Genomic DNA, 13,806 nt, shown 5'->3' with positions numbered 1-13,806 from the left:
TTCTCAAAGCCATTCTCTGTAAAATATGTTATAATTTACAGCCGCTTCCCTTTACAAATCTGTGGATTTTCTCTATAATGGAATTGCTGTGTAACCATTTTGTTACCAATGTATGGAGTTGATCCCACTTGAAACTGAAAAGGCTCGCCGCGTCCTCTGCGGCCCTGCTGCTTCTGGCAGGGCTTTTGTCCGGCTGCGGCGAAAAGCAGTTCGACAGTGTGCTCACGGTGGACGGGGAGGCTGTTTCCCCTGCGGTCTACCGCATGTATCAGATGCAGGCTTATGTGCAGGCCTCCCAGCGCGTTTCCTCCCTCAGCGACACCATCGGCGGCGTGACGGCCACCGACTGGATCTACGACACCACGGTCTCGCTGCTGCGCGCGCGGCGCTATTATGAGCTGGAATTCGACGCCCAGGGCCTGTCTTTCACCAAAGAGGAGCGCGCCCTGCTGGAGGAACAGACCGGCAGCGCCTGGGCCTCCGCCCACGCCGTGTATGAAAAAAACGGCGTGGACGAGGACGTATACCGCCAATACCAGCTCTGCAACGCCAAGGGGCGCAAGCTGTTTGAGGCCTACTGCGCCGATCTCACGGACGAACAGGTCAAGGCCTATCTGGAAGATCACTTTGTCTTTATCGAGTACACCCAGCTGCCGCGCATCGACTCGGACGGCGCGCCGCTGGACGAAGAGGACCTGCGGGCGGTGGACCGCCTTGCGGAGCAGGCGCTGGACGAGCTGGCCGCCCCCGGCGGGGACGCTGGTTTTGTGCAGGTGTGCGCCGGGGCGGTGGCCGCCAGTTTTGCGCTGGGCGGCTTCACGGTGCCCGACCTCTCCTCCGCGGACAATTTCGTCTCCTCCTCCTACCTCACGCTGGACGGCACCGGCAACGCTTTTACAGAGGCGCTCGCCCAAAAGGCAGAGGCCGTGGGGGTCGGCGGCTTCGGCAGCTATGCCGACGAGAAGGTGACCGTGCTCTTTCACCGCCTGCCCAACTACGAGACCGAACAGGCCTTTCAGGACCTGCGCCCCTCGGTGCTGGCCACCATGCGCGGCGAGGACTTTGACGCGGCCTGCAGCCAGGTCTGGGACGCCTACGATGTGGTCGCGGACGAAAAGGCCGTGGCCTGGTATGACCCCAGAAAGCTGGATCTCAGCGCCCCCGCTCCCACCGAAGCCCCCTCCTCCGCCCCACTGGGCGGGGAGTGACGGTCAGGGCCGCCCCTGCAGGGGCGGCCCTGTGTTGTTCTGCACGCAAAAAAGGGGCTTTTTCCGCAACGGCGTGGACACCGTGTGGGTGGCGGGCAAAGTGCTGGCGGAGGGGCGCCGGCTCAAATCGGCCGACGAGGCCGAGGTCCTGGCCGAGGGGGCAGCGCGCCGCCAGCGCCGTATACGGCAGATCCTGGGCGGCCCGATAAGCTGAAAAGCGGCTGCGCGCCGCGTCATCGGGGGGAAGAGGCCCAGCCTCTTCCCCCTTTTGTGCCCTTTGCCGCAAATGCCGGGCCGCCGCGCATACTCCTTGCGCTCCGGGGCAGAATTTAGTATAATGAATTGAATTGCAGGCATCTGCATTTTTCCGTGCAGACCAGTTGAAACCCACGCGCGCCGGGTGCGCCGGGTGCGATCAGAAAGATACGGAGGTACCACTGTGGCAGCAGAGAAAGCGGCGGACAGATCCGCACAGGACAGCAAAAGCAAGGCCCTTGAAACGGCGCTTGCTCAGATCGAAAAGCAGTTCGGCAAAGGCGCGGTCATGAAGCTGGGCCAGAACGTCACCATGCAGGTGGACGCCATCTCCACCGGCAGCCTCTCGCTGGACCTGGCGCTGGGGATCGGCGGGCTGCCCCGCGGCCGCGTTGTCGAGATCTACGGGCCGGAATCCAGCGGCAAGACCACCGTGGCCCTGCACGTCATCGCCGAGGCCCAAAAGGCCGGGGGCGAGGCGGCCTTTATCGACGTGGAACACGCGCTGGACCCTGTCTACGCCAAAGCCCTGGGCGTGGACATCGACAGCCTGCTGGTGAGCCAGCCGGACACCGGCGAGCAGGCGCTGGAGATCTGCGAGGCGCTGGTGCGCTCGGGCGCCATCGACGTCATCGTCATCGACTCGGTGGCGGCCATGGTGCCCAAAGCCGAGATCGAGGGCGAAATGGGCGACAGCCACGTGGGCCTGCAGGCCCGCCTGATGAGCCAGGCGCTGCGCAAGCTCACCGGCGTGATCGGCAAGACCAACACCATCGCCATCTTCATCAACCAGCTGCGCGAAAAGGTGGGCATCGTTTACGGCAACCCGGAGGTCACCTCCGGCGGCCGGGCGCTGAAGTACTACTCTTCGGTGCGCATCGACGTGCGCCGCACCGAGGCGCTGAAGGTGAACGGCGAGTTCATCGGCAACCACACCCGTGCCCGGGTGGTCAAAAACAAGGTGGCCCCCCCGTTCCGCGAGGGTGAATTCGACATCATGTTCGGCGAGGGCATTTCCAAAGAGGGCGAGATCCTGGACCTTGCCGTCAAGCTGGACATCATCAAAAAAGGCGGCTCCTGGTTCAGTTACGGCGACACCCGCCTTGGCCAGGGACGCGACAATGTAAAGGAATACCTGAAAAACAACCCCGACTTTTCGGCCGAGATCGAGCGCCAGGTGCGCGAAAACGCCGATAAGCTGCTGCCGGGCGCGGCCCGCCGCGCCGCGGCCAAGCCCAAAGCCGTAGAGGAGGCGCCGGTCGCGCCCGCAGCGCCCGCAGCGTCCGCGCCCAGCGCCGAAAAGGCCGCCAAGCCCGCCGGCCGCGCGGCCAACATCGACATCGCGGTCGAAGACTGATGGGCCCCACACACCGCATCACCGCCGTCGAACGCACCCGCCGCGGCCGCTTTTCCATCTTCGCAGACGGCGAATTCCTGTTTTCGGTGGACGCTGAAACGCTGGCCAAAAGCGGCTTGGCGGAGGGCGACGAACTCTCGGAGGCCGAGATCGAGGACCTGCGCGGCAACAGCGACACCCGCCGCGCCAAGGATAAAGCCCTCACCTTTCTCAGCCTGCGCGCCTACGGTTCGGCCGAGCTTTACGACAAGCTGTGCCGCAGCTTTGACGAGCACACCGCAGCGGCGGCCGTGGCCGAGATGACCCGCCTGGACCTGCTGGACGACGCGGAATTTGCCCGCCGCCGCGCCGCCTACCTGCACGGCCAGCGCAAGAGCCTGTGGGAGATCCGCCAGAAACTGCTCGCGCTGGGCCTGGACCGCGGGCTGGTCGAGGATGCGCTGGCCGGCCTGCCGCAGGACGAGGGCGGGGCCATCCGCGGGGTGATCGAAAAGCAATACCTGTCCAGGCTTGCGCGGGGCGAGACCGAAAAGGTCGTCGCGGCGCTGGCCCGGCGGGGGTTTTCCGCCCGCGAAGCGCGGGCCGCCGTGGCAGAGTTCCTCTCCGACCCAGAAACCGCCGGGGACTGAGCGACGGGGCGGGGCATCCCGCCCCTTTCCGTTTTCCCCGGCCCGATACATACAGAGGTTTTTTCAAATGGCAACTATCGCATTTATTTCCCTGGGCTGCCCCAAAAACCAGGTGGACGCCGACCGCATGTGCCACGCGCTGCTGGCGGCCGGGCACGTCACCACCGCCGATCCCGCCGGGGCCGACCTGATCATCGTCAACACCTGCGGCTTTATCGAGAGCGCCAAACAGGAGGCCATCGACACCATTCTGGAGGCCGTGGAACTGAAAAAAGGCGGCCGTCCCCCCAAAGTGGTGGTCACCGGCTGCCTGGCCGAGCGCTATCGGGAGGAGATCCAAAAAGAGATCCCCGAGGTGGACGCCACGGTGGGCATCGGCTGCAACGGCGATATCACCGCGCTGGTGGGCCGGGTGCTGGCGGGCGAAAAGCTGGAGGCCTACGGCCCCAAGACCGCACTGCCGCTGGAGGGCAAACGGGTGGTCTCCACCCCGCGCCATTACGCCTACCTGAAGATCGCCGAGGGCTGCAACAACCGCTGCTCCTACTGCGCCATCCCGCTCATCCGGGGGCCGCTGCGCTCCCGCAGTCTGGACAGCGTGGTGGAAGAGGCCCGCTGGCTGGCCTCCGAGGGGGTCAGGGAGCTGATCGTGGTGGCCCAGGATATCACCGCCTACGGCGACGATCTGGGCCAGAACCTGGCCGCGCCGCTGCTGGATGCGCTGCAGCAGGTGGAGGGCATCCGCTGGATCCGGCTGCTCTATGCCTATCCCGAGCGGGTCACCGACGCCTTTATCGCCGCCATGGCCCGCAACAGCAAGGTGCTGCCCTATCTCGACCTGCCCATCCAGCATATCAACAGCGATATCCTGCGCTCGATGAACCGCAGGGGGGACCGGGAGACCGTGCTGTCCGCCATCCGGCGGCTGCGCGCCGGGGTGCCGGGGCTGACCCTGCGCACCACTCTCATCGCCGGCTATCCCGGCGAGACAGAAGAGCAGTTTGACGAACTGTGCGCCTTTGTCAAAGAGGCAAAGTTCGACCGCCTGGGCTGCTTTGCCTACTCGGAAGAGGAGGGCACCCCCGCCGCCCGCATGGAGCAGCTGCCCCTGGACCTGCGCGAGGCGCGGGCCGAACGAATCATGGAGATCCAGTCGAACGTGATGGCGGAGAAGCAGGCCGCCCGGCACGGGGCGCTGCTGGAGGTGATCTGCGACGGGCTGGACGACGAGACCGGCCTGTACGTCTGCCGCTCCCGCGGGGACGCGCCGGAGATCGACGCGGTGGTATATGTGGATTCCCCCTCCGTCCCGCTGGAGGAGGGCGGCTTTTACAGCGTCCGGGTCGATGACAGCGACGTTTTTGACCTGTATGCGCATCTGGAAGAGAGGGGATCGCGATGAATCTGCCCAACAAGCTCACTCTGGCGCGCATGGCGCTGGTGCCGGTGTTTATGCTCTTTGCAGGCCTTGGCCAGTACAATACGCCCAGCTTTGACAAAACCTGGTATCTGGCGGCCGGCATCGTCTTTGCCGCGGCCAGCTTCACCGATTTTCTGGACGGCCACCTGGCCCGCAAAAATCACATGGTCACGGATTTCGGCAAATTTGCCGACCCGCTGGCCGACAAGCTGCTCACCACGGTGGCTTTTTTGTACATGATGCGGGACGGCCTGTGCTCCCCCGTTGTGCTGGCCGTCATCCTTGCGCGGGAATTTGCGGTCTCGGGGCTGCGCATGGTGGCCGCCGGGGCCCGGGACGGCCGCGTCATCGCCGCCAACATCTGGGGCAAGGTCAAAACGGTGCTGCAGATGCTCACCATCATCTTCTACTATTTTGCGGCCGCCTTCTTCGGTCCCACCGATGGGATGGCCGTGGGCCTCATCACGCAGGCGCTCTGCTGGGTGGTGGCCCTCGTCACCGCCGTCTCCGGCATCCAGTATCTTTGGACCAACCGGCAGTTCATCAACACAGCCAAATAAAAAACGGAAAAGGGCGGTCCGCCGGGGCCTGCCCTTTTCTCTTTTTTCCCTGCCGTTATTTCCCTGCCGTTATCGAAGAGGCGAAAACCAAAACAGCTCTCCCGCCGGGCATCCCTGGCAGGAGAGCTGTTTTTTGTGCCGGCAGCGCCGCGTTTTACCGGAGTTCCGCTTTCCGGAACACCAGCGCCGTCAGCAGGCACATGACCAAGATCATCCCCGCGCAGACCGCCGCGGCCATGCCGAGATCGCCCGCGGGATACCCGCAGGCAAAAAGCGACTTTGCCAAGCCCAGCGGGGTCCTGTCCAAAACCGCGCCCAGCTGCGGGATCGAAACGCCGAAAGAGAGCAGCGCGTTTCCGCCCAAAAGCAGGATCAAAATGCTGCCGGCGATCACGACGATCGTTTTACGGACGGCAAACGCCAGCAAAACGCCCGCGCTTGCCAGCGCCAGGCCGATGAGCATATAAACCGCAAAAACAGCCAGCAGCTGCATCACCACCGCGGCGCTCACGGGTCTGCCAAACCCGTAAAAGATGCTCTGGAATATCAGCCGCCCCGCCGGATACGGCAGCAAAAGGGCCGTATACGCCATCATCATGGCAATGAATTTGCTGACCACGATCTGGCCGCGCGCATGGCCGGCGCAGATCTCCGCCTGGATGGTGCGGTTGTCAAAATCGCCGCAGACCACAATGGCAAGCGCGATGATGCCCAGCAAAATCAGCAGCGGGGTGTCGCGCAGGGAGACCAGAAACGCCCCGTAACCGTCCAGCACGATCTCCATCTCCTGCTGCAGCGGAGAGCCGCGATAGCTCAGGCTGGACAGGGCCGTGACAAAAGACAGCGCCAGCATGGCCGCCGCCGCTATTTTCAGGGGGAAAGAGTGCGCCAGCTTTTTCCACTCCGCTTTAAGCAGGTTTGACATTGTTTTCTCCTCTCATCCGGGACAGAAAATATTGTTCCGGCGTGTCTTGTTTCAGCGCGAATTCTTCGATCAGGATCCGCTTTTGATGGAACAGCCCGGCAAGATCGGTCAGCCGGTCCCCGCAGTTGAAGATGTGGATCGCCCCGTCGGGACACTGCCGGGCCTCTGCCTCCGGGAAAGCGCTTTTCAGGGCCGATAAGAGCCTTTCGGGCTCATCCGTCCGCACGCGCGCGTATTTTTTGCATTTCATCTCCAGCTCCGGCAGAGAGATCTCCTCCAGGACCTTTCCATGATGCAGGAGGATATAATCCGTCGCAGTCTGAAAAAGCTCGGGCAGGTTATGGCTGGAGATCAGGATCGTCATCCCTTTCTCCCCGCAGAGCTGCCGGAGCATGTTCCGGATCTCCACGATGCCCAGCGGGTCAAGGCCGTTGACCGGTTCGTCCAGCACCAGGTATGCGGGATAGCCGATCATGGCCAGCGCGATCCCCAGGCGCTGCTTCATCCCCAGCGAATAGCCCCGCACCTTTTTCTTCGTATCTTCCAGACCGACCCGGCCCAGCAGCTCGGCCACCTCGGGGCCGGTGAGCTTCAGCCCGCGGATCAAACCGTGCAGCTCGATGTTTTCTGCGGCGGACATCGAGGCGTTGAGGCCGGAAGAGCCGATCATAAAGCCGCACTGCTGCCGCGCGGCGTCCAGGCGGGCGGCTTCGCCAAAAAGGGCGAAAGTCCCGCCGGTGGGGAACGCCAGCCCGGCAATGATCTTCATCAGCGTTGTCTTGCCCGCCCCGTTCTCCCCGATCAGGCCATAGATCTTCCCCTGCCGCTGGGTCAGGCTAACGTCTTTCAGCGCGGCCCTGCCCTGATACTTTTTGCCCAGCTGCGCACATTCGAATACCGCTGTCCCCTGCGCCATCAGGCCACCTCCTTTTTCATTCCAAAACAGGGAAAAAGCTCCCCCGTTTTAAAGTAGAACGAGGCAGAAACCGGAATTCTTCATCGTTTAAAAAATAATCCCTGCGCGCCGGTTTTAAGGCGGCCGCAGGACCTGCCCCCGCCGTCCGCCCCCGCGCCGCAGGGACAGACGGCAAAAAAAGATTGACAGCCCCCGGCCCGGGGCGTATAATAACGCCATATTCTCAAACCGCTGAATAAGAAGAGTAAGCTTTTAAGACGCTTTCAGAGAACCGTTGGGTGGTGCGAAACGGCAAGCGGCTTTCCAGCTGAATGGACTTATGAGGGCAGGACGAACGGCCGCGCGCCCAGTAGTGCCTGACGGGATCTTCACCCGTTATCAAGGAAGCGCATATGATCGTATGCGGAGCGAGTGGGCGCGTTTGCGCCAATCAGGGTGGTACCGCAGAAGCAAAGGCTTTTGTCCCGGTTTTTTGGCCGGGGCAAAAGCCTTTTTGTTTTGCCCCGCAGCACCGGGCCGGCCGGGCCGCTTTTGTCCCCCGGATCCCCATGCGCCGACGGGGCCCCGTTTCAGGAGCCCGTTTGCAAATAAACACAAGAGGTGACTGAGATGAACATCCCGCACAGACTGTACCTGACCGAAGATCAGATGCCCCGCCAGTGGTATAACCTGCGGGCCGATATGCCCTGCCAGCCGGACCCGATGCTGGACCCCGCGACCCTGCAGCCCGTCACGGAAGAGGGCCTGTACCTGGTCTTTTGTGAAAAGCTGGCCCATCAGGAGCTGGACGGCAGCACCCGGTATGTGGATATCCCGGAGGAGATCCTCGAGATGTACCGCATCTACCGCCCCTCGCCGCTCTGCCGGGCCTATCAGCTGGAAAAGGCGCTGGACACCCCGGCCCATATCTATTACAAGTTCGAGGGCAACAACACCTCGGGCAGCCACAAGCTGAACTCCGCCATCGCCCAGGCCTATTACGCCAAAGAGCAGGGGCTGTCCAGCCTGACCACCGAGACCGGCGCGGGCCAGTGGGGCACTGCGCTGGCGGAGGCCTGCGCCCACTTTGGGCTGGACCTGACGGTTTTCATGGTCAAGGTCTCCTATGAGCAGAAGCCTTTCCGCAAGGCGGTGATGCAGACCTTTGGGGCGGACGTGACCGTCAGCCCCAGCCCCACCACCGGGGCCGGCCGCCGCATTCTGGAAAAGGACCCCCACACCGGCGGCAGCCTGGGCTGCGCCATCTCCGAGGCGGTGGAGCGGGCGCTCGCCACCCCCGGCTGCCGCTATGTGCTGGGCTCGGTGCTCAACCAGGTGCTGCTGCACCAGTCCATCATCGGGCTTGAGGCCAAACGGGCGATGGACCTGCTGGGGGAATACCCGGACGTGATCATCGGCTGTGCGGGCGGCGGCTCCAACCTGGGCGGGCTGATCGCCCCCTATATGCGGGATAAGCTCACCGGCGCGGCCGACCCCCAGATCATCGCGGTGGAGCCCGCCTCCTGCCCCTCCCTTACCCGCGGCCGCTACGCCTATGACTTCTGCGACACCGGCAGGATCACCCCGCTGGCCAGGATGTACACGCTGGGCAGCGGCTTTATCCCCTCCCCCGGGCACGCCGGCGGGCTGCGCTACCACGGCATGTCCCCCATCCTCTCCAGGCTGTACCACGACGGTTTTATGAGCGCTGTTTCAGCAGAGCAGACCCGTGTTTTTGAGGCCGCCGTCTTTTTTGCCCGCCAGGAGACCATCCTCCCCGCGCCGGAGTCCGCCCATGCCATCCGCGCGGCCATGGACGAGGCGCTGCGCTGCCGCGAGACTGGCGAGGCCAAAACCATCCTGTTCGGGCTAACGGGCACCGGATATTTCGACATGACCGCCTACACCGCTTTTCTGGAGGGGAAGATGGCCGACACCGTGCCCACCGACGAGGAACTGCAGCGGGGCTTTGACAGCCTGCCCGAGGTGCCCGGCCGGGCATGAACCGCCCCGCGCCCGGTTTTGGAAAAGCCCCCGCGCCCCTGAGTGCTTGCCTGCGCCTGTGCTCTGTGTATTTGTCAAAGCCTTTCACAGCATTATCCCCGTCCCCGGGGGCTTGCCTGCGCCGTCCCGCACTCAAGCGGAGACAGGCGGAAAACCGCCTGCGCCTGCGGATAAAAGAAGATCTGCTCAGAGCTGATCTTCCGGAACTGCCGCCAAGAGCCTCGCCAGCCCGAACCGGCTTCAGCGGAAAAAACAAACAGCCGCACCACTTGATAACATCAAATGGTGCGGCTGTTCCTGTCTGTGGGGCTCCAGGGGGCCCATACTGCGCCGCCGCGTCTGTCACACGTCAAGTCCATTTATTTTTGCCGCTCTCTTCACCGGCGCGCCTCCGACCGGCGGCCGCCTTTTTTCTGCGGGGGGCCCTGCCCTGCGGGCAAGCGCGGGGATCGCCGGCCCCGCGCCGGGTGCGCAAAAGCGCAGGGAGGCTGCTTTCGCAGCGGGCGCGCCTCAGATCTCCTCGTCCAGCGCGCAGACATATTTCTGTTTTTCCGTGGCGCGGGCAAACTCCGCCTGCGCCTCTCCCAGCAGCGCCGGGTCGGCGGACAGGTCGTACAGGGTGGCCGCCATGGTCTTTGCGGCAAACAGCATGCCCCGCATGGCCAGGTGGCTGCTGGTGGAGGCCGTGGTGCGCCAGGTGTGGGTGGGGATGCCCAGCGGCCAGACTGAGACGCCGAACTGGCACAGCGGGGCGATCCAGCTCACGTCCCCCACGTCGCTGGAGGCCATGATGCAGACGCCCCGGCCCACCGGGTCCGCCGTCCCCTCAAACAGCCCCTGTCCCTCCAGCTCTGCCGGGACAAAGAAAGGGGCAAACCCTTTCAGCTGCTCACCGGGGCCAAAGGTCTTTACCATTTCAGCCGCAAAGCGGCGGTCCTCCTCCTCAAAGCCCGGGCCGCCCATGGCTTTCATGTTGCGGTCAAGCACGCCGCAGATCACCTCGTTGGTGAGCACCTCCCACGCGGCGGATTCCAGCCGCACCTCGGCCAGCTGGGTCTCGGTCATCTGGGCCGCGCCCCGGGCGATGTTCTTCAGCCGCCGGAAGGTGTCCCGCACCATTTCAAATTTGGGCGCCCGCACCATGTACCAGACCTCGGCGTCCTCGGGCACCGTGTTGGGCACGCTGCCGCCGTTGGTGGTGACATAGTGCATGCGCACCTTTTCATTCACGTGTTCCCGCAGATAATTTGCCCCCACATTCATCAATTCCACCGCGTCCAGCGCGCTGCGTCCCAGCTCGGCCGCCGAGGCCGCGTGGGCGGGGATGCCCTTGAAGCGGAACCGCACCGAAAGATTGGCCAGCATGCTGTTGGCCCAGGGCGCGGTATAAGACGAGGGGTGCCAGGTGACGCAGGCATCCAGGTCGTCAAAGACATGGGCCTTTGCCATCAGCGTCTTGCCGCTGATGGTCTCCTCCGCCGGGCAGCCGTAGTACCGCACCGTGCCCGCCAGCGCGCCGCTGCCGATCGCCCGGGCCAACGCCATGGCCGCGCCCAGGCCTGCGGTGCCCAGCAGGTTGTGCCCACAGCCGTGTCCCGGGCCGTGCTCCACCAGCGCCCGCCGCTCGGGCCCCGGCTGCTGGGACAGGTCCGGCAGGGCGTCATATTCCCCCAGGATGCCCAGCACCGGCCTGCCGCTGCCGTATTCCGCCACAAACGCCGTGGGCACGCCCGGCACCTCCCGCAGCCGGAAGCCCGCCGCGGCCAGCGCATCCCGCTGCAGGCCGCTGGCAAACACCTCTTCCATGGCCAGCTCCGGCTTTTCCCAGATCACCCGCGCCATGTCGGAGAGCATTTTTTCCTGTCCGTCCAGCCAGTCCAGCATCGACTGTTTGTCCATTTTTATCCTCCTTTTTTCGGCCGCCGCCGTTTTGTTTTTTCTGTTTTCATCATACTTCCCGCCCGCCGCCGCTGTCAAGGCACGGCTGCGAGGGCGCGCCGCCTGCGCCCGCAAAAGCCCCGGCGCGCGGCCGCCGCCCCGCGCAAAGACGCCGCTGCGCCCGCTCCGCCGGGGCGGCATCCGCGGACAGGTTACAAATTGCCGTCAATTTTATGACAAACTGTAAAAAACCAGCCCTTTTCCCGTCTCTTATTATAGAATAGAAAAAAAGCGTCTCCGCTGCTGCCGGCGGGGACCACGCGCGGGGGTCGTTCTGCCCCGCATTCATCTCTCAAAGGAGGTCATCTCAATGAAGCATCCCCCTCTCCTCATGCGCCTGGCTGCGCCGGCGCTCTGCTTTGTCCTGATCTGCGCCCTTGCCGGCTGCGGGGGCTCCGCCGGGACCGAAAACTTTTCCGCTGCGCCCGCCGCCATGGACCAGACGGCCGCCGCGGAGGCGGAGAGCTACGGCGCGGGCCTGACCGGCGCAGGGGCGCAAAGCGACCGCAAGCTCGTCGTCAACGCAGAGCTCTGGCTGGACGCCACCGACTTCGACGCCGCCGCTGCGGAGATCGAGCGCCAGGTGGAGGCGCTGGGCGGTTACCTTGCCAGCAGCAGCCGGGACGGCTCCGCCGATTCCTCCAGCCGCAGCGCCCGCTACGAGGCCCGCATCCCCGCCGGAAAACTCGCCTCTTTTCTGGAGGGGGCGGGCAAGACGGGCACCGTGGTCTCCTCCAGCCAAAGCACTGCCGACGTGACGGCCCAATACGTGGACAACGAGGCGCGCCTTTCCAGCCTGCGCACCCAGGAGCAGCGCCTGCTGGAGCTGATGAGCCAGGCGCAAAAGCTGGAGGACCTGATCACGCTGGAAGACAAGCTCTCCGAGGTGCGCTATGAGATCGAGAGCATCACCGGCCAGCAGAAGCTTTACGACAACCAGGTGGAATATGCCACCGTCTCGGTCATCGTCAACGAGGTGGCCCGCGAGACCCTCACCGCCCCCACTTTCGGCGACCGCATCCTGCGCGCTTTCCAGGGGTCTGCCGAAAACGCGGCGCATCTGGCGCAGGAAATGGTGATCCTGTTCATCTATCTGCTGCCGCTGCTGCTGCTCGCCGCCGCGGTGCTGGCCGTGGTGCTGCTCTCGCTGCGCGCCGGCAAACGCCGCCGGGCGCGGCGCATGGCCGCCATGCAGCAGCCCGCCGCCCCCGCTTTCCCGCCCCCGGGCGAAAACGCCGGCCCGGACGGCAGATGACCGGGGCCTGAGCCCGCCGTTTCGGGCGGCGGCCTTGTAAGACCTGCCCCTTTTTTCGGGCTTCCCGGCCCCAAATTTTGGTCTCTTTGCGGCTTGCAAAACCGCAGCGTTTCAGCGTATGATAAAGACAGCGCGGGGCAAGGGCGCCCTTCCCGACCTGGGGAGAGTGCCCCTGCCCCGCAATTTGATAGAGGGAAGAGAGAGATTTGCCATGCTCAAGATCAAAATCGAAAAAACCGCGCATCCCAAACCCAAGCCCACCGGCCCGCTGGGCTTCGGCTCTGTTTTCACCGACCACATGTTTCTGATGGACTACACCGCGGACAAGGGCTGGCACGACCCGCGGGTCGTGCCCTACGCCCCCATCGTGCTGGACCCGGCGGCGCTGGTCTTTCACTATGCGCAGGAGTGCTTTGAGGGCATGAAAGCGTACCGCACCGCAGCGGGGCGGGTGCAGCTGTTCCGCCCGGACAAAAACGGCGAGCGGCTGCGCAGCACCCACGAGCGCCTCTGTATCCCCCCGATCCCGGTGGACGACTTCGTACAGGCCGTGAAAGCGTTGGTCGCTGTGGACAAGGACTGGGTGCCGGCGGAGGAGGGGACCAGCCTTTACATCCGGCCCTTTACCATCGCCACCGAGGCGCAGCTGGGGGTCAAGGCCAGCAGCGCCTATCAGTTCTGCATCATCGCCAGCCCCTCGGGCAGCTACTACCCCACCGGCATCGACCCGGTGCGCATCTATGTGGAGGACGAATATGTGCGCGCCGCCCCCGGCGGCACCGGCGCGGTCAAATGCGGCGGCAACTACGCGGCCAGCCTCCTCTCGGGTGAAAAGGCCCACCGGCTGGGTTACGGCCAGGTGCTGTGGCTGGACGGCGTGGAGCGCCGCTATGTGGAGGAAGTCGGCAGCATGAACTGCTTTTTCAAAATAGGCGGCGTCATCCGCACCGCCCCCACCGCCGGCACCGTGCTGCCGGGCATCACCCGCATGAGCTGCATCGAGCTGCTGGAGGGATGGGGCTATCCGGTCAGCGTGGCCCCTCTGCCCATCGAGGACGTGATGCGGGCGGACGAGGACGGCACGCTGGAAGAGGTCTTTGGCACCGGCACGGCCGCGGTCATCAGCCCGGTGGGCGAGCTGAAATACAGGGACCGGGCTGCGGTCATCAACGGCGGCCGCATCGGCCCCGTCACCCAGCGGCTCTACGACACCCTCACCGGCATCCAGTACGGCCGGCTTCCCGCCCCGCAGGGCTGGATCACAGAGGTGGAATAAGGGCGGCTGCGGGCGCACCGGCCCGGCTCGCCGCGTTTTTTCGCGGGAGACAGGATAAAAAAACGCCCTGGGACACGGCTGCGG

General features: G+C 64.5%; 12 protein-coding genes and 1 other annotated feature. Of the genes, 9 read left to right on the top strand and 3 right to left on the bottom strand.

The features are described 5' to 3' along the window. The first annotated feature begins 128 nt into the window (after positions 1-128). The 6 genes from H8S23_RS05905 (at position 129) to pgsA (ending at position 5,429) form a co-directional block, all read left to right on the top strand. The gene (locus H8S23_RS05905; RefSeq protein WP_186887408.1) at positions 129-1,208 is read left to right on the top strand and encodes a hypothetical protein; all 1,080 of its coding nucleotides are present in this window, start codon (positions 129-131) and stop codon (positions 1,206-1,208) included. A 34-nt stretch (positions 1,209-1,242) separates the two neighbouring features. After that, a complete protein-coding gene (locus H8S23_RS05900; RefSeq protein WP_186887407.1) occupies positions 1,243-1,422 on the top strand; it encodes a hypothetical protein in 180 nt (59 codons plus the stop codon). Between the two features lie 225 nt (positions 1,423-1,647). Then, positions 1,648-2,820 (top strand): recombinase RecA, encoded by a 1,173-nt coding sequence (recA, locus tag H8S23_RS05895; protein WP_186887406.1) that lies wholly within the window; start codon positions 1,648-1,650, stop codon positions 2,818-2,820. Then, entirely contained in the window at positions 2,820-3,449 is a 630-nt protein-coding gene (locus tag H8S23_RS05890) for a regulatory protein RecX (RefSeq protein ID WP_186887405.1), read from the top strand. Before recA ends, H8S23_RS05890 begins: the two co-directional genes overlap by 1 nt. Before the next feature lie 67 nt (positions 3,450-3,516). Next, positions 3,517-4,851 (top strand): 30S ribosomal protein S12 methylthiotransferase RimO, encoded by a 1,335-nt coding sequence (gene rimO, locus H8S23_RS05885; RefSeq protein ID WP_186887404.1) that lies wholly within the window; start codon positions 3,517-3,519, stop codon positions 4,849-4,851. Further along, entirely contained in the window at positions 4,848-5,429 is a 582-nt protein-coding gene (gene pgsA, locus H8S23_RS05880; RefSeq protein ID WP_186887403.1) for a CDP-diacylglycerol--glycerol-3-phosphate 3-phosphatidyltransferase, read from the top strand. Before rimO ends, pgsA begins: the two co-directional genes overlap by 4 nt. Positions 5,430-5,583: 154 nt before the next feature. Here the strand turns inward: pgsA and H8S23_RS05875 are convergent, their stop codons facing one another. Then, positions 5,584-6,354 (bottom strand): ABC transporter permease, encoded by a 771-nt coding sequence (locus H8S23_RS05875; protein ID WP_186887402.1) that lies wholly within the window; start codon positions 6,352-6,354, stop codon positions 5,584-5,586. Then, a complete protein-coding gene (locus tag H8S23_RS05870) occupies positions 6,338-7,270 on the bottom strand; it encodes an ABC transporter ATP-binding protein (RefSeq protein WP_186887401.1) in 933 nt (310 codons plus the stop codon). Before H8S23_RS05870 ends, H8S23_RS05875 begins: the two co-directional genes overlap by 17 nt. Before the next feature lie 222 nt (positions 7,271-7,492). Next, positions 7,493-7,740, top strand: a binding site (T-box leader). 139 nt (positions 7,741-7,879) lie between these two features. Here H8S23_RS05870 and H8S23_RS05865 point away from each other — a divergent pair. Continuing rightward, positions 7,880-9,253 (top strand): TrpB-like pyridoxal phosphate-dependent enzyme, encoded by a 1,374-nt coding sequence (locus tag H8S23_RS05865; RefSeq protein ID WP_186887400.1) that lies wholly within the window; start codon positions 7,880-7,882, stop codon positions 9,251-9,253. A 510-nt stretch (positions 9,254-9,763) separates the two neighbouring features. Here the strand turns inward: H8S23_RS05865 and H8S23_RS05860 are convergent. After that, the gene (locus H8S23_RS05860) at positions 9,764-11,152 is read right to left on the bottom strand and encodes an amidohydrolase (protein WP_186887399.1); all 1,389 of its coding nucleotides are present in this window, start codon (positions 11,150-11,152) and stop codon (positions 9,764-9,766) included. Positions 11,153-11,501: 349 nt separating this feature from the next. Here H8S23_RS05860 and H8S23_RS05855 point away from each other — a divergent pair, with 349 nt between their 5' ends. Both H8S23_RS05855 and H8S23_RS05850 read left to right on the top strand, forming a co-directional pair. Next, a complete protein-coding gene (locus tag H8S23_RS05855) occupies positions 11,502-12,446 on the top strand; it encodes a DUF4349 domain-containing protein (RefSeq protein WP_186887398.1) in 945 nt (314 codons plus the stop codon). 211 nt (positions 12,447-12,657) lie between these two features. Next, entirely contained in the window at positions 12,658-13,722 is a 1,065-nt protein-coding gene (locus tag H8S23_RS05850) for a branched-chain amino acid aminotransferase (RefSeq protein WP_186887397.1), read from the top strand. Positions 13,723-13,806 lie beyond the last annotated feature (84 nt).

It is taken from the genome of Anaerofilum hominis (genome assembly GCF_014287275.1).
GTDB lineage: Bacteria > Bacillota > Clostridia > Oscillospirales > Ruminococcaceae > Pygmaiobacter > Pygmaiobacter hominis.
This window is presented reverse-complemented; position numbering and strand designations above follow the sequence as displayed.

Excerpts from the sequence above, each read along its gene's own strand:
- H8S23_RS05850 (WP_186887397.1), top strand. The coding sequence starts at position 12,658 with ATGCTCAAGATCAAAATCGAAAAAACCGCGCATCCCAAACCCAAGCCC.
- H8S23_RS05870 (WP_186887401.1), bottom strand. The coding sequence starts at position 7,270 with ATGGCGCAGGGGACAGCGGTATTCGAATGTGCGCAGCTGGGCAAAAAG.
- pgsA (WP_186887403.1), top strand. The coding sequence starts at position 4,848 with ATGAATCTGCCCAACAAGCTCACTCTGGCGCGCATGGCGCTGGTGCCG.
- H8S23_RS05890 (WP_186887405.1), top strand. The coding sequence starts at position 2,820 with ATGGGCCCCACACACCGCATCACCGCCGTCGAACGCACCCGCCGCGGC.
- H8S23_RS05855 (WP_186887398.1), top strand. The coding sequence starts at position 11,502 with ATGAAGCATCCCCCTCTCCTCATGCGCCTGGCTGCGCCGGCGCTCTGC.
- H8S23_RS05875 (WP_186887402.1), bottom strand. The coding sequence starts at position 6,354 with ATGTCAAACCTGCTTAAAGCGGAGTGGAAAAAGCTGGCGCACTCTTTC.
- rimO (WP_186887404.1), top strand. The coding sequence starts at position 3,517 with ATGGCAACTATCGCATTTATTTCCCTGGGCTGCCCCAAAAACCAGGTG.
- H8S23_RS05860 (WP_186887399.1), bottom strand. The coding sequence starts at position 11,152 with ATGGACAAACAGTCGATGCTGGACTGGCTGGACGGACAGGAAAAAATG.
- H8S23_RS05865 (WP_186887400.1), top strand. The coding sequence starts at position 7,880 with ATGAACATCCCGCACAGACTGTACCTGACCGAAGATCAGATGCCCCGC.